Here is a 23,440-nt window from a genome sequence, read left to right on the forward strand (position 1 = left end):
TTAGCATCGAACAACGCCGCCTCGCCGTGCGTGGGAGACCGGGCCGCAGAGCCCGACCGCGCCGGCGAGCACGCCGCTCGTGAGGAGTGCACATGTTCGAGAGATTCACGGACCGAGCCCGTCGCGTGGTCGTCCTCGCCCAGGAAGAGGCGCGGATGCTCAACCACAACTACATCGGCACCGAGCACATCCTCCTGGGTCTCATCCACGAGGGGGAGGGTGTCGCGGCCAAGGCGCTCGAGTCGCTCAACATCTCGCTCGACGCGGTGCGCGCCCAGGTGCAGGAGATCATCGGCGAGGGCCAGCAGGCCCCGAGCGGGCACATCCCGTTCACGCCGCGTGCCAAGAAGGTGCTGGAGCTGTCGCTGCGCGAGGCGCTGCAGCTCGGCCACAACTACATCGGGACCGAGCACATCCTGCTCGGCCTCATCCGCGAGGGCGAGGGCGTCGCGGCCCAGGTGCTCGGCAAGCTCGGCGCCGACCTGAACCGCGTCCGCCAGCAGGTCATCCAGCTGCTGTCCGGCTACCAGGGCAAGGAGCCCGTGGCCGCCGGCGGCCCGCAGGAGGGCCAGCCCTCGGGCTCCGCCGTCCTCGACCAGTTCGGCCGCAACCTGACGCAGGCCGCGCGCGAGGGCAAGCTCGACCCGGTCATCGGGCGCGAGAAGGAGATCGAGCGGGTCATGCAGGTGCTGTCCCGCCGCACCAAGAACAACCCGGTGCTGATCGGCGAGCCCGGCGTCGGCAAGACCGCCGTCGTCGAGGGCCTGGCCCAGGACATCGTCCGGGGCGACGTGCCGGAGACGCTGAAGGACAAGCAGCTCTACACGCTGGACCTCGGCGCCCTGGTCGCCGGCTCCCGCTACCGCGGTGACTTCGAGGAGCGCCTGAAGAAGGTCCTCAAGGAGATCCGCACCCGCGGCGACATCATCCTGTTCATCGACGAGATCCACACCCTCGTGGGTGCGGGTGCCGCCGAGGGCGCGATCGACGCCGCGAGCATCCTCAAGCCGATGCTGGCCCGCGGCGAGCTGCAGACCGTCGGCGCGACGACCCTGGACGAGTACCGCAAGTACGTGGAGAAGGACCCGGCCCTCGAGCGCCGGTTCCAGCCCATCCAGGTCTCCGAGCCGAACCTGCAGCACGCCATCGAGATCCTCAAGGGCCTGCGCGACCGCTACGAGGCGCACCACCGCGTGTCGATCACCGACGGCGCGCTCGTGGCCGCCGCGACCCTGGCCGACCGGTACGTCAACGACCGGTTCCTGCCGGACAAGGCGATCGACCTGGTCGACGAGGCCGGCGCCCGCCTGCGCATCCGCCGCATGACGGCCCCGCCGGAGCTGCGCGAGCTCGACGAGCAGATCTCGGACACGCGCCGCGACAAGGAGTCGGCGATCGACGAGCAGGACTTCGAGAAGGCCGCGCGCCTGCGCGACCAGGAGAAGCAGCTCGGCCTCAAGCGCCAGGAGAAGGAAAAGGCCTGGAAGTCGGGCGACCTGGACGCGGTCGCCGAGGTCGACGAGGAGCTCATCGCCGAGGTGCTGGCGCTGGCCACCGGGATCCCGGTGTTCAAGCTCACCGAGGAGGAGTCGAGCCGGCTGCTCAAGATGGAGGACGAGCTGCACAAGCGGGTCGTCGGCCAGGAGGCGGCCATCAAGGCGCTCTCCCAGGCCATCCGCCGCACGCGTGCGGGTCTGAAGGACCCGAAGCGCCCCGGTGGGTCGTTCATCTTCGCCGGCCCCACCGGCGTCGGGAAGACCGAGCTGGCCAAGGCGCTCGCCGAGTTCCTGTTCGGGGACGAGGACGCGCTGATCCAGCTCGACATGTCCGAGTTCTCGGAGAAGCACACCGTGTCGCGGCTGTTCGGCTCGCCCCCCGGCTACGTCGGGTACGACGAGGGCGGCCAGCTCACGGAGAAGGTGCGCCGTCGTCCGTTCTCGGTCGTGCTGTTCGACGAGGTCGAGAAGGCGCACGCGGACATCTTCAACTCGCTGCTGCAGATCCTCGAGGACGGTCGCCTGACCGACTCGCAGGGCCGGGTGGTCGACTTCAAGAACACCGTGATCATCATGACCACCAACCTCGGCACCCGGGACATCGCCAAGGGCGTCCAGACCGGCTTCCAGGCCGGCGGCGACCTGTCGACGTCGTACGAGCGCATGAAGGCCAAGGTCAACGACGAGCTCAAGACGCACTTCCGTCCGGAGTTCCTCAACCGCGTCGACGACGTGGTCGTGTTCCCGCAGCTCTCGCAGCCGGAGATCTTCGCGATCGTCGACCTGATGATCGCCAAGCTCGACGCCCGCCTGCGGGACAAGGACATGGGCATCGAGCTCACCGAGGCGGCCAAGAAGCTGCTCTCGGAGAAGGGCTACGACCCGGTCCTGGGCGCCCGGCCGCTGCGCCGCGCGATCCAGCGGGAGATCGAGGACGCGCTGTCCGAGAAGATCCTGTTCGGCGAGCTGCACGCGGGTCAGCAGGTGATCGTGGACGCGCACGGCGAGGGCATCCTCGGCGAGTTCGTGTTCCGCGGCGAGGCGCGCGGTCCCCGCTCGAAGGAGCCGGTGGGCGCGGGCGCCCGCACGGCCGGGACGCCGGGCTCCGGCACGGACGTCCCGCCGGCGCCGCCGATCGCGTCGTCCGGTGACGGCGGCACGGGCCTCATGCCCGCCTGACGCACCGACCCACGCCAGGGCCGGGTCGCACCCCACGGGGTGCGGCCCGGCCCTCCGTGCGTCCGGGACCCGGCCGACCCGCGCACGGGCGGGTGACCAGGGCGAACGGGCCCCGGGAGCGGTTCACCCGGTCGTGCGACCGGGACCTGGGTGCCTGCACCCACCGGTCCCAGGAGGGCCTGGAGGAATACGCCTACCGTGGCGATCATGCCGGGACAGGTGACGCTGAGCGACGTGGCCCGCGAGGCGGGCGTCTCCCTCGCGACGGCCTCGCGCGCCCTGAACGGCTCCGCGAACCGCACCGTGGGCGAGGACCTGCGCAAGCGGGTGCACGCCGCCGCCGCGCGGCTGCGCTACTCCCCGGACGGCATCGCGCAGGCGATGGCCCGCGGGCGCACGACGTCGCTCGGGCTGGTCGTGCCCGACATCGCCGACCCCTACTACGCCGCGATCACCGCGGGCGTCGCCGAGGCCGCCGACCTGGCGGGCCTCACGCTGACCCTCGCGTCGACCGGCGGGGACGCCGCGCGCGAGGTGGAGATCGTCCGTCAGCTCGAGCGGCAGCGGGCGCGCGGTGTCGTCCTGGCGGGCGGTCGCGCGGGCGACGCGGCGCAGGACGAGCCCGTGCGCGCCGCGCTGGAGTCGTTCCGGGGCATCGGCGGCGCCGTCTCCGCCGTCGGCGGCGACGCCCTCGGCGTGAACAGCGTCGTGCTCGCCAACCGTGACGACGCCGCGGACCTCGCCCGCGCGCTGCACGCGCGCGGCTACCGGCGGTTCGCGGTGCTGGGCGGGCCCGAGGGGCACGCCGCGACGGACGACCGGCGGGACGGGTTCCTCGCGGCTCTGGCCGCGCTCGGCGCGCCGGTGCCGTCGTCGCGGGTGCTGTCGGCCGCCGCCACCACGCGCGACGGCGGCCACGAGGCGATGTCGCGGCTGATCGCCGCGGGCGCCGACGACGTCGACGCGGTGTTCGCGGTGACGGACGTGATGGCCGCCGGCGCGCTCGCCGCGGCGCACGTGGCCGGGTTGCGGGTGCCGGACGACCTCGCGCTCGCCGGGTTCGACGGCGTCGAGGTGCTGCAGGACGTGCTGCCCGGGCTGACGACCGTGCGGCTGCCGCTCGCGCGGATCGGGCAGGAGGCGACCCGGCTCGCGCTGCGACCGGCCGCGGCCGAGGCCGAGCTCGTGCCGCTGGTGGGCGACGTCGTGCTCCGCGGGTCCACCCCGGGGATCCCCGCCCGCTGACCGGTACGGTCGGGCACGTGGACGCGACCTTGCTGCACGTGGCCGACAGCGGGTCCGGACCGGTCGTGCTGCTGCTGCACGGGAACGGCGAGGACGGCGCCTCGCTGGCGCCCGTCGCCGCCGACATGGCGCGGGACCACCGGGTGCTGTCGCCGGACGCGCGCGGGCACGGGCGGTCGCCGCGCGGGACGGGGCCGCTGACGATCGCACGGATGGCGGACGACGCGGCGGCGGTGCTCGCGGCCGCGGCGGCAGGCGCCGCGGACGTCGTCGGCTACTCGGACGGGGGCAACGTCGGCCTCATGCTGGCGCTCCGGCACCCCGGGCTCGTGCGGTCGCTGGTCGCCTACGGTGCCAATGTCGACCCGGGCGGCCTCACCGCCCGGGCGCGGGCGGAGGTCACCGCGGCCTGGCTCGGGCAGCGGGCGCGCGGCCTCGTCGACCCGGCGGCGCGGGCCCGGGCCGAGGTCACCGACCTGATGGTCCGGCAGCCGCGCATCCCGCTGCGGGCGCTCGCGCGGGTGCGCGTGCCGGTGCTGGTGGCCGCGGGCGAGCACGACGTGATCCGGCGCGCGCACACCGAGGCGGTCGCGGCGGCGCTGCCGGCGGGGGAGTGCGCGGTCGTGCCGGGCGCGGACCACGGGCTGCCGATGTCCGACCCGGAGGCGTTCGCGCGGGTGGTGCGGGCGTTCTGGGCGGCGCACGCGGGCTGACGTCCGGCGTCCTGCCGGCTCGGACCGCTCGTCACGACACCATCGTCGTCAGGCTCTCGCTGGTCGTGGCGAGGTCGGCGCGCAGGTTCTCCGCCCTTCGCGCGAGTGCCTGGATCATCGTCGCCTCGTGGTCCTCGAGCTGGAAGCGGACCTCGTCGAACGCGGTCTCGGAGCGGCGGACGAGGTTCCGGCACTTGAGGAACGAGTCGTAGGCGGCCTCGACCATGGCGTCGGAGAAGAAGGTCTCCGTGAGGTTGGGGTGCAGGTGGTGCACGAGGTCGGGCATGCGGTCGAGCGCGAGCTTCACCTGCAGCAGCTCGCCGCAGAGCTCCGCGGCGCGCCGGGAGAAGGCGAGGCTCGCGGCCCCGACGGACGACGCGAACGTCCGCAGTCCGTCGCCGGTCATCAGCGTCACCGCCTGGCCGGGGCCGCTCAACGAGGCCACCTCAGCGGCCACCCGGATCTGCCGGGCCGCCGCCGCGAACACCTGGTCCGCGGTGGACACGATGCTGATGGCAGCTGCGCAGAGGTCGGACAGCGGCGTGCAGGTGCGGGTGATGTACCGGGCGAGGCTCGCCACCGCCTCTCCCGCGATCGTCTGCCGCATGTCCACGACGGTCTGGTGGAACCGTCGGACCTGGTCTTCCGGGAGAGGGCCGACGGTCCCGGACGGCCACGTAGCCGCACGGACCGAGACGGTGGCCTGCGGCGCACGCCTCGCCGCGATCGCGGATGCGGCAGCGTCGTCCACCTCCGCCACCGCGCGGGCGACCGCGTCCGCGGACTTCGCGAAAGACGCCCACTTGGTGTCCACCAGGCTCGCGTCCTTCCGGAGGCGGCCCGCACCCTTGATCAGCGCCTCGGTGAGGGCGCGCGACTCCGGGAGCATGATCTCCCACGCGCCCTGCCAGGCCCGGCGCGCGGCCTCACGTGCCGAGAACGCGACGAGGTCCCGGAGGACCTCCCGCACGGAGCTGACGGCGCTCACCGCCTGGGCCAGGACCGGGCGCCAGATGAGCGCCACAGGGACCGGCGCGGACGGCAAGGAGGCGAGCGAGTCGCGGAGGGCGACGGCGACGCTGTCGTCGGCCGCTCGGGCGGCGGCGCGCACCGGTCGGTACGCATCGTCGATCAGGTCCGCGACCGTCTGCCCCATCTGCGCAGCGCGCTGGGGCAGGTCGGAGGTGTACACCCGCAGGGCGCCCTCGACGCCGGTGAGCTCGACGGCCAGCACGGCGAGGAGCTCCTCGCGCTGACTGCGCAGGCCGGCCGTCATCAGGGCGAGGTTGTCGACGTCGATGTCCACCTTGCCGCCGAAGGATCTTCCGCCGAGCACCCGGTCGGCGTGGAACAGCGAGAAGGGCACCGCCATGCTCGCGTCGTAAGGGGCCAGCGCTGCGTCGCCGCGGTCGCTGCCGGTGTGGTTCGAGAGCAGATGATCGAGGTGGAAGCTGGTGCCCGGCACCGTGACGTTCCTGCCGACGAGGCGGTGGTCCAGCCGTCCCGCCTGGAGGACGCGGTGCAGGACGTCGGTCTCGGTGATGTAGTTCGTGACGTTGCGGACGTCCCCGCGCTCTTTTCCCCAGGGCACGGGTGCCGGGTTGACGGTGACGGCCTGCAGGTAGGGGCGGGTGGTGGCGACGTAGGCGGCGAGGCCGCCGCCGAGGGAGTTGCCGCAGACGGAGCTGACGGGGCCGAGGTCGCGTTCGACCGCGTCGACGTAGCGGTCGGCGGCGGCGTACTGCGCGGGGGTGAGTGAGGTGATGAGGGTGGCGTCGGCGAGGATGTCCAGGGCGCCGTCGGTGCCTTGGAAGCCGATGGTGAGTTCGCCGGTGTCCTGGTTGCGGAACGTGTACGCGTCGAGCCCGGTCGCCTCGTCCGTCTTGACGTGGACCACCTCGAACATCGTGCCGTTGACGGGCACGTTGACGCGACGCGCGAGATCGGCGTAGCTCCAACGCGAACCCAGGTCCATCAGGTCGTCGTGGCTGGTGCCCGTCCAGCTGCTCATCGGTCCACCGTCGCCCCGTCGACCCACTCGCTGATCCACCAGTCAGCGTCGGCCTTATCGGCGGTCATCGTGAAGGACCGGTGGAACTTGTTGCTCCTGAGGTCTATAAAGTTGCTGTAGGTAAAGACCGTCCATTCGTCGAACATATCGAACAATGGATTGGAGCGGATGTCGTCCGCCACGCGGCGCGCGAGCTTCTCGCTCAGCTCTGCCCCTGGCGCGAACACGAGATGCACGCCAACGCTCAACGGGACGTCATGAATCGCCTTGTCGACGAACTTGCGCCACTGGTCGGCAGGTAAGTCGGGGTTGGCGAGGTATTCCTGATAAATCCGATCTCGCGCCTCGGGCGCGCGCAAATTCTGCTCTGGGGTTCGCCAGAGAAGCGTTCCCGGCGAGGCGTCAAAAACTGGGTCGGCCAGGCGTGCGCGGTCCATGTACCCGCGCGGTAGTCCGCCGCCGATTTCGGGGTGTGCGGTCAGGAGGTGGTCGCGCATGGCGTCGAGCTCGTCGCGGTAGGCCATGGCGAGGATCCCGGAGACGGTCTCGGCTTCGATGGCGGTGAGGCTGGGGCCGATGTAGGCCTCGGAGGTGAGGGTGCCGTCGGGTTGGAGGCGGACGTCTTCGGCGCCGGCGACGTAGGGCTCGTCGAGGGTGCGCCAGGTGACCTGGACCATGAGGCTGGGGTGGTAGGCGTTGATGCCTGTGAGCTCGACGTCGCGGCGAAGGGTGCGCTGGAGGTAGGGCTCGACGATGGCGTAGATCTGGTCGCGGTTGGCGTTGGCCAGGGCTTGGAGTTCGGGGTTGCGCTTGCCCTCGGGCTGGTCGTAGCCGAGGGCCTCCTTCTCGGCGATGGTGACCAGCGCGGGTGCGTCGTCTTGGGTGTGGGTGGCGTCGGGTGGCATGCAGCCTCCGGTGATCAGGGTGAGCGCGAGGGCGAGCGGGCCGAGTCGTCGGGCGGTGAGCCGTGCCCGTGCGGACGGCCCTGGACCGACCGCCCGCGGCTGGGCTCGCCCTCGGAGGGAGTCGCCGTCGAGGTCGCTGTCCGCCATCGGTCGCCCCTTCCGCGCTTCCCGTGAATTGCACCGGATCGCGACGCTAGCAGCGTCGCGCGGCACATTTCCAGAGCGGGTTGACCGACTTCACAAACGACGCGAACTGCGCGAGCGGCACAAGTTGCCCCAATCTGTGCGAACTGGGTGGCCTCGATACCACTTCTCGGACGCCACCTAGTAGCGGGTGGTCCGCCGAGCGGCCTACGTGACTATTCGGACAGATGTCCGTGCGAGGTTGACCTCGTCTCCGCGCCCGGCCCTACGCTCGCCGGTAAGTGCGCAGGTCTGGGTCGGTCGACGCGCGCAATGGAGATAGTTCGCAAGAGACGAGGCGCGAGGAATTCTCTTTCAGCCGTGCCGCGCCTTTATCGCGGATTTCGCGCATGCGCGGGCCCGCATCGCTCGACGGCACCGACAGGGGTGGGGTGGATGGGCAGGGGGGCATCGTGAACTCGCGGCTGGCTCGCCTTCTGGTGGTGCTCGTGTTCACCGTCGGACTGACCGCCTCGGTGCTGCTCCCGCTGAACAGCGAGTACCAGGAGGGGTTGGCGACAGCGGGCGCGCAGGCGGCCCGCCCCGTGTCGCTCAACATCGCGCTGGTGAACGAGGACCGGGGCGCCGAGGCCGGCGGTGAGCAGGTGAACCTGGGTCGCGCCTACGTGAGGCAGATCGAGAGCGACACGTCGGCGGTGTGGCGGGTCGTGAGCCGGGGCGTAGCCGAGAGCGGGCTCGCCCAGGGGAGCTACCACGTCCTGGTGCTCATCCCCGCGGAGTTCTCGGAGAAGCTGCTCGACCTCGAGGCGGAGGAGCCTGGACCGATCGGCATCACCTACCAGGTGAACGGGAACGGCAACGCCCGTGTCGAGACCGTCGCCGACTCCCGCGCGCGGGGGATCGTCGGTCAGCTCAACGGGCAGCTGGTCGACATGTACGTGGCCTCCATCCTCGGCAACCTGCGCCAGGCGCAGGAGAACGTCCGGCTCGTCGCGGACGCGGAAGCGGGTCACGTCGGCGTCCTCGTCGAGGAGGTGGATCCGGCAGCGCGGGCGATCGGCACCGGCCTCTCCGACCTCACGCACGTCTCGGAGGGCTCGGTCACCGCCCACCTCGGGCTCGTCGACGCGCTCGACCGCCTCGGCGGGGACCTGCGGTCCGGCGTCGAGAGCGCCAGCGCGCACGATGGTTCGCTGGCCGATCTCCTGTCTGCACGAGAGGCCGGCGCGTTGACGTACGGCGCCTTCCTGGAGTCGTTGCTGGCGACCGACGCGCGGTTGCTCAGCGACGAGGTGCAGCACATGTACGACGAGCTGGTGGCGACGTCCGACTCGCTGCGTGGTCAGCTCGACACGGACGGCAGCGGCAACCACGTCACCGCGGTGGGGTCGGTCCGCGAGCTCACGGACGAGGCGGAGGCGTCGGTCGCCGGCCGCGCCCGAGCGCTGGGTCTGCTGGGTCCGGACCGGATCCTGGAGGAGTACGGGGCCACCATCCGCTCAGCGCTCGGTGCGGACCAGCACGGCGTCCTCTCGCTCGCGGCCGTCCTCCGGTTCGCCCAGGAGAGCGGATCGACGTCGGGGGACGAGCCGGAGTTCGTGCCCTGGCTGGCAGAGCTCGTCGCAGCTCGGATCGCGGTGCTGCCGTACCGCTCGCAGGGCGCGCTGGATGCGGCGGTCGACGAGGGCGTCTTCGAGCACGCGAGCGGCCAGTTCGAGGACGTCGCGTCGGACATCAGGCAGGACCTCGCCGAGGTCATGACCTGGGCCGGCCACGCCGACGTGCCGGTCAGCCCGGACGGCGTCGTCGGCGGGGACCTCGACGTCGTGATCGCCGATCTGCTCGACGCGCTGCCGTCGGGGCCCGACCCCGACCCCGAGCCGGCCACCGAGCCCGATCCCGACGCGGACCCCACCGAGGGCGACGGCGACCCGGCGCACCCCGCGGACCCCGCGCCGGACGTCGCGGCACCTGCTGCCCGGTACGGCGCCACCCTCACCCGTGTCGCGGCGGCGTACGAGCGGGCAGCCGAGCTCGTCCGCCTCGCGCACGGGTGCGCGACCACCTGCGGGCTGCCCGCCGACGCAGACGTGGTGCTCGCCGTGGACGCGGTCATCACCATGGCCGTGCAGCAGCAGATCACGTCCGAGCGCTTGCACCTCGTCGGTGCCCGGGAGCTGGCCGATCGGATGGTCGACGCAGCGGACGAGCTCGCGTGGTCCCTGGCTCTCCTCCAGGCGACGCGCGAGACGCTCTCGGAGAACGTCGTGCGGCAGCTCGACTCGCTGGCGGACCTGCGCTCGTCCATGGCGGAGATCCGTGAGGGCGAGCGGACGGCGGCGCGGTCCGTGGCGGAGTCGGACGCGCTGACGCGCTCCGTCGCGGTCGAGGCGCGGGGCCTGCTCGGGACGAGCGAGTCGCTCGCGGCGTCGGCGCTCGTCGGCGCCGACCACGCGCGCCGCGTCGCCGACCTGATGCGCGGGCTGCGGGCGGACGTCGACCGGTTGCTCGGCGACGCCGCGGACCTCGACGAGCGGAGCGATCTGCTCACGCGGGCGCTCGTCGGCCAGGTCGACGACTCGCAGGCGTTCGCGGACTCGTTCGGCGGGGTGCTCTCGAACGCGCACAGCGCCGGGGTCCTGAACGAGCGCCTGCTGCGGTTCCTCGTGGATCCCGTCGAGCCCCAGGGGCGCGAGCCCGTGGTGTCGGCGGACGTGACCCGACCGTTCCCGTGGGTGCTCATCGTGTTCTCGGTCTGCTTCGTGTCGGGCTACCTCGTGTCCGGCGTGACGGATGGTCGCCGGCAGCGGTCGGCGTTCGCCCGGCGCGGCGCGCAGTGGCTGGCGCCGAACGCGCGCGCGCTCGGGACGGCGTCGCTCGTCGGGGCGCTCCTCGGCATCGGGCTCGCCTGGGCGAGCGGCGCCGACCTGGGCGTGCCGCGCGAGTCGCAGCTGACCTGGAGCGCCGCGGTGGTGCTCAGCGCTGTCGGGCTGACGGTGCTCGCGCACTGGTCCGTCCGACAGCTCCGGTCGTCGGGGGTCGGGCTGTGCCTGCTCACGCTCGTCGGCTACGTCTTCGTCTCGGACGCGGTGGGCACCGGCGTCACGTCGGGGCTGTCCGCCGCGGTCGCTGCGGTCAACCCGCTCAGCCACACCGAGTCGACCCTGTCGGCGGTGCTGGGCGGCGAGCCCGGAGGCGTCGTCGCCATCGCGCCCCTGCTCCTCGTGCTCGCGGTAGGCGCCGTGCTCGACCTCCTGGTGCAGGACGACCTCTCGCGGCTGCTGCCCCGTCGACGGAGGGCGGTGCCGGCATGAGGTGTCGCCGAGCCGCGGCGGCCGCCGCGGTCGCTGCGCTGCGCTGCTCACGGTGTTCCCTGCGGCGTCGTCCGCGGACGAGCCGGAGGAGCCCGGGGTCAACGACCTGCGGCTGCGGGTCGAGAGGCTGGAGCGTGCCGAGCAGGCCGACGTGGTCGGGTCGGACGACAGAGCGATGCTCTTCGACCCGGAGCACCGGGCGGCGACGCTCGCCGCGGCCGAGGAACGACGCCGCTCAGCGCGCGCCACGAGCGCCCGGCTGTTCCTGGGCGGCAGCGCGCCCTCCCGCACACCGGTGCCGACCTCGCACCTGTTCGACACCGAGGCGTACCCGCGAGCGACGACCACCCGCGACCCCGGCGGAGCGGACGACGACCCCGGGTGGTCCGCGGGACCGCTCGCAGCCGTCGCCCTGCTGGCCGCCGGGGCGGTGCTCTCGGTCGTGCTGCGCCACCGAGAGGAGTGCCCAGATGGCTAGTCACGTCGACGTGACGCTCACCGCCGGGGAGTGGCGCGCGGATCTGCGCGTCCCCACGCGCGTGACGGTCCACCGGCTCGTCGGAGAGCTCGCCGCGATCTTCCCCGGCCTCGACGCCGGGCTGCCCAAGTACCAGCTCCAGGTCCTCGCCAAGGGCCTGCTGCTGACGGAGGAGGACGTCCTGGCTGCGCACCCGGTGACGGACGGCGACGTGGTCGAGCTGATCCGGAGGTACGGCTGATGGCTGCTGATGAGGTGCGTCTCGAGCTCGACGGCGTCCCGTGCGTCCTCGAGACGGGCGGTGACGAGTGGCGCCTGGTGCTGCGGCACTCGCTGGTCCCGGTGCGGCACCGGGCGGAGCTCGACCTGCTGGCGCACGACGACGACGCGCTCCTCCCGTGCCGGGTCTCGGACGGGGAGGACGAGGTCACGCTCCACCTCGTGCCCGGCGAGGGGACGGTGGAGTGGGCGCAGGTGACGCGCATGCCCCGCGCCGACCGGCTCCGCGCGCTCGTCAACGTGCGTGCGTGCGTGACGCTGGCCGACCGCGGCTACGCGGTCCTGCTCGACCCCGGCAACCTGCTGGTCGACCGGAACCTGCGTCCCCGGCTCGCGTACCGGGGCATCGCCGGCGTGATGCCGCCGCGCGGCGATGGTCCCCGGCACCTGCTGCGGCAGTACCAGGCGCTGGTGCTCGCGACGATGGACCGGGGCCAGTCGTTCACCGAGCTGGTCGACGGGACGCTCACCCTGCGACGCGCGAACGCCTTCGAGCGCGCGGTGGTCGGTGCGGCATCGGTCGACGAGCTGGTCGCGTACCTGACCACGCTCTACGACGAGACGGCCGCCGACGACCGGGCCACGCGCGTGCGCGTGAGCCGGCGCGCCCACGCGGGGTTCCGGCACGCCGCCGTGTGGCTGGGGGTCCTGGCGCTCGGTGCCACGGCAGTGGCCGGGTACGCGCTGTTCGTGCAGGCACCGTTCGACGCGCGGATGCTCGAGGCGGACAGCCGGTACGTCGCCGGGGACTACGAGGGCGTGATCGAGACCCTGCGCCCGGTCGACCAGGAGCGGCTGCCGCTGACGCAGCGGTTCGCGCTCGCCACCAGCTACCTGCGCAACGCGAACCTCAGCGAGGCGCAGCGGGCCGCGGTGGAGAACGGGTTGTCCCTGAGCTCGGAGCGGGACTTCCTGTCGTACTGGGTCCAGGTCGGTCGCGGCGAGCTCGAGGACGCGCTCGACCGCGCCAAGGGCCTCGACGACGTCGACCTCGTGCTCTACGCGCTGACGCTGCTCCAGGAGCAGGTCCGGGCGGACGGGGCGCTGAACGGCTCCGAGCGGGAGGCCCGCCTGGACGACCTGCAGTCCGAGTACGACCGGTACCTCCATGCTCGGGGCTCCGCGGTCGACGGAGGCGCGGACGGCGAGGACGCCGGCGGCAGCGCGCCCGACGCGGAGGAGGCGTGAGCCCGGCGGGCGGGACCGTGGCGGTCGCGATCGACGGCGTGCGATACCTCGTGGCGTTGGGTGGCCGCACCGAGGTGCGGCTCGGCCACGGGCCGGACTGCGACGCGCACCTGCCGCCGGCCGTGGACGTCCCGCCGATCACGGTGCGCCTGGTGGGGGAGGTGCTCGCGCTCGCCGTCGGCGAGCGCCAGGCCTCGGGACCCGGAGACGCGTGGGTCTCGGTCGACGCCGCCGGCACGCGGGTCGAGGCGTGCCACACCCCGGACGGAGCGCGGGTCGTGTACGACCTGCGCGGGCGCGACCAGCTCGTCGTCGGTCCTCGCGCGGGCGACTGCCTCACCGCGGCGCAGCCGGGGATGTCGTTGACGGCACGGCGGGCGGGCCGGAGCGGCTGGGTCGCGTCGATCACGGGCAGCGACGTCTTCGTCAACAACGTGCGGCAGGCGCCGGGCCGGGTGGTGCTGCGCGACGGCGACCATCTGGGGTCCGGTCCGCACGACCTCGTCCTGTTCGACGACGAGCTGCACGCCGACGCCGGAGCCGTGCGTGCCTCGCGGCTGCCTGCCCGCGCGACCGCCGCCCGCACGCCGCCGACGGGGTATCCCGACGTCCGGCGGTCGCCGCGCCTGGTGCACCGGGCCCCGGAGGGAACCGTCGCCGTGAACGGCGTCCCGACCCACGACGACAAGCGCTCGGGCCAGCTCGCGAAGCTGATCGTCCCGCCGCTGCTGATGCTCGGGGTGACGGCCGGCATGGCGTTCCTCCAGGGCAACCCGCTGTTCGTGCTCGCGTCCGGCGCGACCTCGCTGGTGACGGTCGTGTTCTCCGTCGTGGGGTACCGCAGGGACCGACGCACCCAGGAGCGAGAGCGAGCCGCGCAGGAGGGGGCGTTCCGGGAGCACCTGCGCGACAGCGCCGTGGAGATCCACGCGGCGGCCGAGGGGCAGCGCTCCGGGGCCTTCTACCACTACCCCGACGTCGCGACGCTCGACCGGCTCACCGCGGGGTTCAGCCCGCGGGTGTTCGAGAAGGCGCCGTCGCACGTCGACTTCCTGCACTTCCGGCTGGGGCTCGGGACGGTGCCCGCCGCCACGACCGCCGAGTTCGCCGACCGCGCCAAGGTGGCGACCGGCGCCGAGCTCGACGCGCTCGCCCGGCACCTCTGCGACAGCACGGCGGCGCTCGACCTGATGCCCGTCACCGCCGATCTCCGGCACGGCCCGGTCGGCTACGTCGGGCCTCGCAGGCTGGTGGTCGAGCAGCTGCAGATCCTCGTCGCCCAGCTGGCGTTCTTCCACAGCTACCACGACCTGCAGTTCGTGGTCGTGTTCCCGGAGTCCGAGGAGCCGGACTGGGAGTGGATGCGCTGGTACCGGCACTCCAGCCTGCGGGACGTGAACGTCCGGGGGTTCGTGCACGACCAGCGGTCCCGCGACCAGGTCCTTGCCAGCCTCGACCAGATCCTCAAGGCGCGCCAGAAGGCCCGGTCGGAGCACCGCGCCGGCCGCAGCACCATGTTCGTCCCGCATCTCGTCGTGGTGATCCTGGACGAGACGCTGGTGACGGACCACGTCGTCATGGAGTTCCTCCGTGGCGACCCCGTGGACCTGGGCTGCAGCGTCGTGGTGGTCCAGGAGACGATGTCCGGCCTGTCCGACTCCGTGACGACGGTCATCGACATCCGGGACAAGGCGACGGGCGTCCTGGTGCTGGAGCAGGGCGAGCTCCAGGACACCCGGTTCGTCCCGGACCGGCTTCCCCCCGGGTTCGACCGCGAACGCCTCCCGCGGATGATCGGTGCGCTGAACCACCTCCAGGACGTGCGCAGCAGCATCCCGGAGTCGGTGACGTTCCTGGAGCTCTACGGCGTGGAGCGCGTGGAGCAGCTCGCCGTGCCCGGGCGCTGGGCGGCCAACGCGCCGCACCGCACGCTCGGCGTCCCCCTGGGACTTCGCGGCCCCGACGACGTCGTGCGGCTCGACCTGCACGAGAAGGCGCACGGCCCGCACGGACTCGTGGCCGGGACGACCGGCTCCGGCAAGTCGGAGATCATCCAGAGCTACATCCTCAGCCTGGCCGTCACCTTCCACCCGCACGACGTCGCGTTCCTGCTCATCGATTACAAGGGCGGCGGGATGGCGAACCTGTTCGCCGACCTCCCGCACCTGCTCGGGACCATCACCAACCTCGACGGCGCCCAGAGCATGCGGGCGCTCGTGTCCATCAACGCAGAGCTCAAGCGGCGGCAGCGCGTGTTCGCGGCGCACGACGTCAACCACATCAACCAGTACCAGAAGCTGGTGAAGCAGGGCGACGCGGCCGAGCCGATGCCGCACCTGTTCCTGATCTCCGACGAGTTCGCCGAGCTGAAGTCGGAGCAACCCGAGTTCATGGACGAGCTCGTGTCCACGGCACGCATCGGACGCTCGCTCGGCGTCCACCTGATCCTCGCCACGCAGAAGCCGTCGGGAGTCGTCAACGACCAGATCTGGTCGAACTCGAAGTTCAAGCTCGCGCTCAAGGTCGCGGACAAGGCCGACTCGACGGAGATCATCAAGACGCCGGACGCCGCCGAGATCACGCTGCCCGGGCGCGCCTACCTGCAGGTCGGGAACAACGAGATCTACGAGCTCTTCCAGAGCGCGTGGAGCGGCGCCGACTACCGACCCGACCGCGATGCCGGCCCGCAGGAGGACGTCAGCATCTCCGCGATCAACGACCTCGGCCAGTACGAGATCCTCAGCCCGGACCTCTCCGGGCTGGACCGCGCGGACTCGGTGCAGCGGGTCCCCACGGAGCTCGAGGCGGTCGTCGCGGAGGTCGCCCGCGCCGCCCGCGAGGAGTCCGTGCCGCCGCTGCCTCGGCCGTGGTTGCCGCCGCTCCCCGAGCGCATCCACGTCACGGACCTGGACCCGTGCGATCCCGATCTCGCGTGGTCCGGGGCGAAGTCCGCGCTGCGGCCGGTCGTCGGCACCGTCGACGTCCCGAGCCTGCAGCGGCAGGACACCCTCCGGCTCGACCTCTCCCGCGACGGGCACCTCGCGCTGTTCGCGAGCCCCGGGTACGGGAAGTCGACGTTCCTGCAGACCCTCGTCATGGGCTTGGCCCGCGGTCACAGCCCGGAGCACCTCCACGTCTACCTGCTCGACCTCGGCACCAACGGGCTGCTGCCCCTGCGCGGCCTGCCGCAGGTCGCGGACACCCTGACGAGCGAGGACGCCCAGAAGGCGCAGAAGCTCGCCACCCGCCTCGAGGCCGAGATCAAGCGGCGCAAGCGCCGGCTCGGCGAGCACTCGGTCGCCAGCCTCGAGATGTTCGAGCGGGCGTCTGGCGAGGTGCTGCCGCACGTCCTGCTGGTCGTCGACGGGTTCGAAGGGCTGAAGGACATGCCGGGCGAGGAGGCCCTGACCGGGCTGCTCACGTCGGTCGCACGCGAGGGGGCGGGGCTGGGGATCCACCTCGCGCTCACCGCCGGGCGGCAGGCCAGCCTGCGCACCACCCTCTCCGCCAACATCAAGACGCAGATCGCGCTCCGGCTCAACGACGACGGCGAGGCCCGCGGCATCGTCGGCCGGACCGCGCTGCAGATCGACGACGTCCCCGGCCGCGGCCTCGTCCGGCTCGACCAGCCCGAGACCTTTCAGACCGCGCTGCCCGCCGACGGTGCGGACGCGCTGGCCGTGATCGAGGCCATCCAGGCGGAGGCGCGCGCGATGGACGAGCGCTGGCGCGGTCGACGGCCGGAGCCCCTCCCCGTGGTCCCCGACCGGCTCGAGGTCGGCGACCTGGTCGGTCGGCCGGAGACCGCGCTGCTCGTCGCCTCCGGCGGGCTGCCCGTCGGTCTGGACCTCAAGACGGTGCATCCCGTCGGCATCCCCCTGATGCGGTGCCGGCAGGCGCTCGTGCTCGCGGGCGACGCGGAACGGGTCGGCCGCACCCTGACGCTGCTGTGGGAGACGGGAGCGGCCGCGTTCCCGGGCGGAGCGTTCGTGCTGGACGACCAGGCCGGCGCGCTGCGCGAGCTGGTGCGCCGCACCCGACCGGAGGGAGAGCCCGCCGGGACGGCCGCGGTGCTGGAGGCCGCCCTCGCGGAGCTCGCGGCGCGCCAGGAGGCCTACCACCAGACGCAGGAGGTGCCCGATCCGCCGAGCCTCGCGGACCACGCGCGGGGGCTCGAGGCTGCGCTCGTCGTGCTCGCCGACGTGGCGGGAGCGCCGGAGCACCTCGGGGAGGCGCGCCTCGCCGACCTGGTGCGGCTGCTGGCCGAGGGACCGGCGTTCGGGATGCCGATCCTCCTCGGCGGCACGTCGGCCACCGCGGGGAAGAGCTTCGACGGCCTGGGCCGGGTGGTCAAGAAGATCACGGCCGGCCTGGTCGTGGGCAGGTTCGGCGACCAGTCCGTGCTGAAGGCCGCGAACCTCGCGAGCCGGGAGCCGGACCCCGGGGACCGCGAGGGGTACGTCGTCGTCGACGGGCGGGCCACGCGGGTGAAGCTCCCGGCGCCGGGGTGACAGGCGCGAGATCGGCGGGGTCGTTCGGACCGCGCACACGTCCCCGGGGTCCGGGGACGCCACCGAGGAGATGGAGAGAACGATGGCCGGACAGATCAAGCTCACGCCGGACGAGCTGCGCACCTCCGCGCAGAAGTACACGGACGGCTCCCAGGGCATCGAGGAGATCCTCTCGACCCTGACCACGGAGCAGGGCGTCATCAGTGACAACTGGGAGGGGTCGGCGTTCGAGAGCTTCGACGAGCAGTTCAACGAGCTCTCTCCCAAGATCAAGGAGTTCGCGGAGCTGCTGCAGGCGATCAACGAGCAGCTCAACAAGGTCGCCGAGATCATCGAGCAGACCGACGCGGACATCGCGTCCCAGATCCGGGGCTGAGCCGTGGCGCGGGTGGCCGGCGGCCCGGTCGTCGGCCACCCGCCCGCCGGAACGCGTTCCGGCGCGCGGAGCGAGTGGCGCCGGGTGCGGCGAACCGCGACCCCGGGGCGAGCACCGTCGCGCGTGCGGGTGGGCTCGGTGCTGGCTCTGGTCGGCGCCCTCGTGGTCTCGGGGTGTGGGAGGAGTGCGGTGAGCGAGGACGAGGTGCGGGAGCGGGCGGAGGAGATCGCCGAGCTGCTGCTGACGGCGGCGGAGGGGGTGCCGCGGTACCAGGACGACATCGTCAGATCGGGGACGCGGCAGGTCGAGACCAGTGCGTCGGACCCGTGGCGGTACTGGCAGATCCGCGTCGATCTGGAGCTGGCGCAGGACTGGCCGACGTCGCCGGTGCAGGTGGCCGAGGAGATGATCCGGCTGCTTCGGGCCGAGGGGTGGGTCTCGGGCAGCCGGCACGATCCGGACGTCAGTGGCGTGGACACGACGTTGCGCACGCGGGACGTGGGCGGGTCGTGGACCGTGGCGCTCGGGGGCTGGGGGAGCCCGCCGCCAGTCCCGCAGCGCGTGTTCTTCACCGTCGTCAGCCCGGCGGTCGACCATTGAGCGCCGGGCAGCCGGCGGCCGGCGACGTCCCCGTCGACCCCCGTGACCTGCGCACCGCGCAGAGGTGGCGCCGCTCGGCGCACGTCCTGTCCGCGGTCGTCCTCGCGATCGTCGCGCTCGGGGTCGTCGGCGGGTTCACGAACGCGTACCACGACTTCAACTGGGGTCCGTTGTGGGCGGCTGGGCTCCTCGCTCTGCCGGTGGCGGTCACCGGGGTGGTGCTCGGGGTCCGGTCGAACCGGCTGGTGCCCGACGACGCGGCCTTCCAGGCGATCGTGGTGGCGGTCTCGGCCGTTGTCCTGGCGCTGATGTGCTGCGGCCCGTTCCTGCTGTGGCTGGGCATCATGGCGTTCTACCGGGGGTACTGAACCACCGAGGTCGGCGCGGACGTGAGCGTGCGGGTCACGGCCCGCCGATCGCCGCCAGCAGGTCCGCCACCTCGACCGGCCGCCCCGGCAGCGGGTCCCCGCCCGGCCGCAGCGCGGCCCGCAGCAGCGGCGCGCGCCGCGCGAGCAGCGCCGCGTTGAGCTCGTCCGGGAGCCCGGGCAGCGGGCGCAGCGCGGACGCGAAGGTCAGCAGGATCTCCGGGACCCCGATGTCATCCCGCACGAGCCCGAGCCGCTGGGCGGTCCGGACGACCTCGCCCGCGGCGAGCGCCGTGGCCGTGCGGCGCTCGACGAGCTCCGGGGTGAACACGTCCGCGTCGCGGGCGCGCGGCACCAGCACCGGCAGCAGCAGCGGCAGCCCGGACTCGAGGAAGCCGGTGAGGAACTGCTCCCACGCCGTGTGCGGGTCGTCGCCCGCGAGCCCGGCGCCGGCCCGGTCGAGCAGGCCGCCGACGTGGGCCAGCCGGTCGGCGACGACGGCCCGCACCAGCGCGGACCGGTCGGGGAAGTGCCGGTAGACGGTGCCGACGCCCACGCCGGCGGCGCGGGCCACCGCCTCCATCGGCTCGTCGAGCCCCCGCGCCGAGTACAGGGTGCGCGCGGCGTCCAGCACCCGCTGCTGGTTCCGTGCCGCGTCCGCTCTCACCGGCTCAGGATAGGTGCCCGTAAGCGGAATCGGAGGTTCCGGTTCGGTGCTACGGTGGGACGTGGACGGGCGCCGTCGGAGACGCCCCGATGCCGGGAGGCGAGCGCCGTGCGCGCCATGATCCTCAAGGAGTTCCGCGAGCTGCGCCGGGACCGCCGGACCGTCGCGATGCTGGTCGTCCTGCCGCTGCTGCTGCTGACGATCTTCGGCTTCGCGGCCAACTTCACGGTCGACAGCCTGACCACGCTGGTCGTCGGGCCGGGCGCCACCGAGGCGGCGGACCGGATCGCCGGCTCTCCGGCGGGCGGCACGCTCGACGTCCGGGACGTGCTGCCGGGCGACGACCGGGCCGACGCCGTCGACGCGCTCGCCGCCAACCGGTACGACGTCGCGGTCGTCACCGGGGAGGGGGCGGCGACGGTCCCGGAGGTGCTGATCGACGGCACGAACCTGTTCGCCGCCCAGGCCGCGAACGTCGTGGTCGCGCGGCTCGGCGACGCCGTGCAGCCCGAGATCCTGTTCAACCCCGACCTGGAGACGTCGTGGGTCATGGTGCCCGCGCTGATCGGCCTGATCCTCACGTTCATCGGCACGATCATCACGAGCATCGGCCTGGTGAAGGAGCGGGCGGCCGGGACCCTGGAGCAGCTGGCGGTGATGCCGCTGCGGCCGATCGACGTCATCGTCGGCAAGATCGCGCCGTACTTCCTGCTCGCGGCGCTCGACCTCGTCGTCGTGACGGTGCTGGGGATGCTCATCTTCGGGGTGCCGTTCACCGGGAACGTGGCGCTGTTCGCCCTCGCCGGGGCGGTCTTCCTGTTCGTGGTGCTCGGCATCGGGGTGTTCATCTCGACCGTGTCGCAGAACGCCGGGCAGGCGATCCAGGCCGCGATCCTCGTGCTGCTGCCGCAGATCCTGCTGTCGGGGATCATCTTCCCGCTCGACGCGATGCCGCTCGGGGTGCGCTGGATCGGGTACTGCCTGCCGCTCACCTACTTCACGCAGGTGTCGCAGGGCGTGATGCTGCGCGGCGCCGGGATCGACGCGCTGTGGCTCCCGATCACGGTGCTGGCCGGCATGGCCGTGCTGGTGTTCGGCGCCGCGGTCTGGCGGTTCCGCGCGTCGATCACGCCCCGCCGCCCGCGGGGGGCGGCGGCCGCCTCCGCCGCGCCGGCCGAGGTCGGGCGGTGACCGCCGTGGCGACGACGGCGACCTGGGGCGTCCGCGACGTCACGGTGCGCCGCGGTGGGCACGTCGCGCTCGACGCGGTCACGCTGCCGGTGCCGGCGGGGGAGATCACGGCGGTCGTGGGCGGCGACGGCGCGGGGAAGACCACGCTGGCCCGCCTGCTGGTCGGGCGCGAGGTCGCCGACGCGGGCGAGGTGCGGCGGGCCGGCGCGCGCCGCACCGGCTTCCTGCCCGCGACCTCCGGGGTGTGGGCCGACCTGAGCGTGGCGGAGAACGTCGACCTGGTCGCGCGGGCCTACGGGCTCGACGCCGCGACCGCCCGCGACCGCGGCGACCGGCTCCTGGGCGCGGCCGGGCTGGCCGACGTGCCGCACCGGCTGGGACGGGAGCTGTCCGGGGGCATGCGGCAGAAGCTGGGGTTCTGCCTCGCGGTGCTCCCCGACCCGAAGCTCGTGGTGCTGGACGAGCCGTCCACGGGCGTCGACCCGGTGAGCCGGGTCGACCTCTGGCGGATGCTGTCCGCGGCGGCGGCCGGGGGCACCGCGGTGCTGGTGACGACGACGTACCTCGACGAGGCGGAGCGCGCGGCGACGGTGCTGGTGCTGGACGGCGGGGTGGCGGTCTACCGCGGCGACCCGTCGGAGGCGGCGTCCCGGGTTCGGGGGTCGATCGCGGTCCGCGCGGTCGGAGCGGACAGTCGCCTGGGGGGCCCGGCGGCGGTGCCGGAGGCGGGGCCGGTCGGGGCGGTGCCGGTCGCGGAGTGGCGCCGCGGGGGCGCCGTGCACGCGCTCGTCGCGCCCGGGGAGGGCGAGGCCCCGGCCGACCTCGAGGACGCGGTGATCGCGCTGACCCTGGAGCGGCGCGGCACCGAAGCCGCGCCCGCTGCCGCACACCCCGCGCACCGAGGGGGTACTCGACACGTCGAGCGAGTAGCCGCCGACTACTCGCTCGACGTGTCGGGTGTCCACTCGGCGCATGTGCACCAACGCGCCGGTGCCGGGGGCCCCGCCGCCTCGGCCGCCGCAGCCGCGGCGGTCGAGGCCGCGCACGTCGTCACCGCCTTCGGCGGGTTCCGCGCCGTCGACGACGTCTCCCTGACCGTGCGTCCCGGCCAGGTGCTCGGCCTGCTCGGCGCGAACGGCGCCGGCAAGACGACGCTGATCCGCACCGTGCTGGGCCTGCTCGCCCCGACGTCCGGCACCGTGCGGGTGCTCGGCGGCGCGCCGTCCCGGGACGTCCGCCGGCGGATCGGCTACGTCCCCCAGGGACTCGGGCTGGCCGCGGACCTCACGGTGGCGGAGAACCTCGCGTTCGTGGCGGCGGCGTACGGGCTGGACGACGTCCCGGAGCCGCCCGCCGACCTGGCCGCGCAGCGGGACCGGCTGGTCGGGTCGCTCGGGCTGGGCCTGCAGCGGCGGCTCGCGTTCGCCGCGGCGCTGTCGCACGCGCCGGAGCTGCTGGTCCTGGACGAGCCGACGTCCGGCGTCGACCCGCTGGCCCGCGCGGCGCTCTGGGACACGGTGCACGAGCAGGCCGAGGCGGGAGTCGCGGTCCTCGTGACCACGCACTACATGCAGGAGGCCGAGCAGTGCGACGCGCTCGTGCTGCTGTCCCGGGGCCGGCGCGTCGCCGCGGGGACGCTCGCGGACGTGCTGGACGGGACCACGGCGGTCGAGGTCGGGACGCCGGACTGGCAGGCGGCGTTCGGGGCGCTGAGCGCGGCGGGGCTCCCGGTGACCGTGGCCGGCCGCGCCGTGCGGGTGGCCGGGGCGGACGCCGACGAGGTCGCCCGGGCGCTCGCCGCGGCGGGCGTGCGCGGCGACGCCCGCCCCGTGCCCGCGCGGCTGGAGGAGGTGCTCACGCTCGGCTCGCTCTGAGCCCGCGGCCCGGGCGGCCCGCCCGCCGTCAGCGGAACGCGCCCACGGCCTCCGGGTACGCCTCGGCCAGCTCCCGCGTCTCCGCGGCCTGCGGGTCGGACAGCAGCGACCGCATCGACCCCGACTCCACGATCCGGCCCTCGCCGAGCACGTGCACCGTGTCGGCGAGCCGGTCGACCAGCCGCAGGTCGTGCGACACCACGAGCAGCCCGACCCCGGTGGCGGCGATGGCGGCCACCTGGTCGGCGACGGCCTCGCGGAGCGCCGGGTCGAGCGCGGTGGCGGGCTCGTCGAGCACGAGGATCTCGGGGCGCGTCGCCAGCGCGTCGGCGAGCGCCAGCCGCTGCTTCTCGCCGCCGGACAGCGAGTGCAGCGTGCGGTCGAGGAACCGCGGCTCCAGGCCCACGCGCGCGAGCACGTCCGCGGGCTCCAGCCCGGTGGCCCGCCCCGCCTTGCGGGAGTCGTTCAGCGTGGACTGGAGCACCTTGGCGACCGACGTGCGGCTGTCGACGCCCACCAGGCCCTCCTGGTGCACGGCGCGCACGGTCGAGCGGAACGCCTTGGTCTCCTTGCGGGACATCTTGGTGACGGGGCGGGCGCCGTAGGTCGCGCGGCCCTGCGTCGGCTTGTGCCGGCCGAGCAGCACCTGCGCGAGCGTCGACTTGCCCGCGCCGGAACGGCCGATCAGGCCCACGGTCTCACCCGGGGCGACGGACAGCGAGGCGCCCTGGAGCACCGCGGCGCCGCCGTAGCCGGCCCAGACGTCGTGCGCGGCGAGCGCGGCGCTCATCGGGTCACCTCCCGCGCGGCGTCGGTCCGGTCGGCGTGGTCGTGCGGCGTACCCACAGCGTGTCCCTTCGAGCGATGACGGCCGTCGTGACAACGGCCGAGCCCCCCGCGAAGT

The 23,440-nt window shown here is 73.5% G+C and carries 17 protein-coding genes; 13 read left to right on the forward strand and 4 right to left on the reverse strand.

All coding sequences use genetic code 11. The annotated features are described in order from the left end of the window. The first annotated feature begins 92 nt into the window (after nucleotides 1-92). From FKM96_RS11125 to FKM96_RS11135, 3 genes are all read left to right on the forward strand, one after another. Complete coding sequence (locus tag FKM96_RS11125; RefSeq protein WP_147795285.1) at nucleotides 93-2,675, forward strand: ATP-dependent Clp protease ATP-binding subunit; 2,583 nt, start codon at nucleotides 93-95, stop codon at nucleotides 2,673-2,675. A gap of 207 nt (nucleotides 2,676-2,882) precedes the next feature. Further along, complete coding sequence (locus FKM96_RS11130; protein WP_147795286.1) at nucleotides 2,883-3,920, forward strand: LacI family DNA-binding transcriptional regulator; 1,038 nt, start codon at nucleotides 2,883-2,885, stop codon at nucleotides 3,918-3,920. A 17-nt stretch (nucleotides 3,921-3,937) separates the two neighbouring features. Further along, nucleotides 3,938-4,633: an alpha/beta fold hydrolase gene (locus FKM96_RS11135; RefSeq protein ID WP_168216956.1), complete on the forward strand. Its 696-nt coding sequence runs from the start codon at nucleotides 3,938-3,940 to the stop codon at nucleotides 4,631-4,633. Nucleotides 4,634-4,664: 31 nt separating this feature from the next. On the opposite strand, the gene FKM96_RS11140 is transcribed toward FKM96_RS11135, so the two are convergent. Together FKM96_RS11140 and FKM96_RS11145 are read right to left on the reverse strand one after the other, a co-directional pair. Then, a complete protein-coding gene (locus FKM96_RS11140) occupies nucleotides 4,665-6,644 on the reverse strand; it encodes a DUF2974 domain-containing protein (RefSeq protein ID WP_147795288.1) in 1,980 nt (659 codons plus the stop codon). Further along, nucleotides 6,641-7,696, reverse strand: a complete 1,056-nt coding sequence (locus FKM96_RS11145) for a hypothetical protein (RefSeq protein ID WP_147795289.1) — start codon at nucleotides 7,694-7,696, stop codon at nucleotides 6,641-6,643. The genes FKM96_RS11140 and FKM96_RS11145 overlap by 4 nt, the downstream gene beginning before the upstream one ends. A gap of 449 nt (nucleotides 7,697-8,145) precedes the next feature. On the opposite strand from FKM96_RS11145, the gene esaA reads away from it, so the two are divergent. From esaA to FKM96_RS11185, 8 genes are all read left to right on the forward strand, one after another. After that, a complete protein-coding gene (gene esaA / locus FKM96_RS20675; protein ID WP_168216957.1) occupies nucleotides 8,146-11,007 on the forward strand; it encodes a type VII secretion protein EsaA in 2,862 nt (953 codons plus the stop codon). 52 nt (nucleotides 11,008-11,059) lie between these two features. Beyond that, nucleotides 11,060-11,485, forward strand: a complete 426-nt coding sequence (locus FKM96_RS20680; protein WP_168216958.1) for a hypothetical protein — start codon at nucleotides 11,060-11,062, stop codon at nucleotides 11,483-11,485. Then, on the forward strand, nucleotides 11,478-11,726 hold the full coding sequence (locus FKM96_RS20685) for an EsaB/YukD family protein (RefSeq protein ID WP_168216959.1): 249 nt from the start codon (nucleotides 11,478-11,480) through the stop codon (nucleotides 11,724-11,726). The genes FKM96_RS20680 and FKM96_RS20685 overlap by 8 nt, the downstream gene beginning before the upstream one ends. After that, a complete protein-coding gene (gene essB, locus FKM96_RS11165) occupies nucleotides 11,726-12,952 on the forward strand; it encodes a type VII secretion protein EssB (protein ID WP_147795292.1) in 1,227 nt (408 codons plus the stop codon). Before FKM96_RS20685 ends, essB begins: the two co-directional genes overlap by 1 nt. Continuing rightward, a complete protein-coding gene (essC, locus tag FKM96_RS11170; protein WP_147795293.1) occupies nucleotides 12,949-17,463 on the forward strand; it encodes a type VII secretion protein EssC in 4,515 nt (1,504 codons plus the stop codon). Before essB ends, essC begins: the two co-directional genes overlap by 4 nt. Nucleotides 17,464-17,545: 82 nt before the next feature. Further along, nucleotides 17,546-17,839, forward strand: coding sequence for a WXG100 family type VII secretion target (locus FKM96_RS11175; RefSeq protein ID WP_147795294.1), 294 nt, complete (start codon nucleotides 17,546-17,548; stop codon nucleotides 17,837-17,839). A 189-nt stretch (nucleotides 17,840-18,028) separates the two neighbouring features. Then, the gene (locus FKM96_RS11180; protein ID WP_147795295.1) at nucleotides 18,029-18,439 is read left to right on the forward strand and encodes a hypothetical protein; all 411 of its coding nucleotides are present in this window, start codon (nucleotides 18,029-18,031) and stop codon (nucleotides 18,437-18,439) included. Next, a complete protein-coding gene (locus FKM96_RS11185; protein ID WP_147795296.1) occupies nucleotides 18,436-18,807 on the forward strand; it encodes a hypothetical protein in 372 nt (123 codons plus the stop codon). The genes FKM96_RS11180 and FKM96_RS11185 overlap by 4 nt, the downstream gene beginning before the upstream one ends. Before the next feature lie 34 nt (nucleotides 18,808-18,841). Here the strand turns inward: FKM96_RS11185 and FKM96_RS21060 are convergent, their stop codons facing one another. Beyond that, nucleotides 18,842-19,471, reverse strand: coding sequence for a TetR/AcrR family transcriptional regulator (locus FKM96_RS21060; protein WP_147795297.1), 630 nt, complete (start codon nucleotides 19,469-19,471; stop codon nucleotides 18,842-18,844). 117 nt (nucleotides 19,472-19,588) lie between these two features. Between FKM96_RS21060 and FKM96_RS11195 the strand changes: the two genes are divergently transcribed. Both FKM96_RS11195 and FKM96_RS21570 read left to right on the forward strand, forming a co-directional pair. Continuing rightward, on the forward strand, nucleotides 19,589-20,662 hold the full coding sequence (locus FKM96_RS11195) for an ABC transporter permease (protein ID WP_147797068.1): 1,074 nt from the start codon (nucleotides 19,589-19,591) through the stop codon (nucleotides 20,660-20,662). Continuing rightward, entirely contained in the window at nucleotides 20,659-22,536 is a 1,878-nt protein-coding gene (locus FKM96_RS21570) for an ATP-binding cassette domain-containing protein (protein WP_168216960.1), read from the forward strand. The genes FKM96_RS11195 and FKM96_RS21570 overlap by 4 nt, the downstream gene beginning before the upstream one ends. 28 nt (nucleotides 22,537-22,564) lie before the next feature. Here the strand turns inward: FKM96_RS21570 and FKM96_RS11205 are convergent, their stop codons facing one another. Next, nucleotides 22,565-23,326, reverse strand: coding sequence for an ABC transporter ATP-binding protein (locus FKM96_RS11205; protein ID WP_147795299.1), 762 nt, complete (start codon nucleotides 23,324-23,326; stop codon nucleotides 22,565-22,567). Between the last annotated feature and the right edge of the window lie 114 nt (nucleotides 23,327-23,440).

This window comes from Cellulomonas sp. Y8, assembly GCF_008033115.1.
Lineage (GTDB): Bacteria > Actinomycetota > Actinomycetes > Actinomycetales > Cellulomonadaceae > Cellulomonas.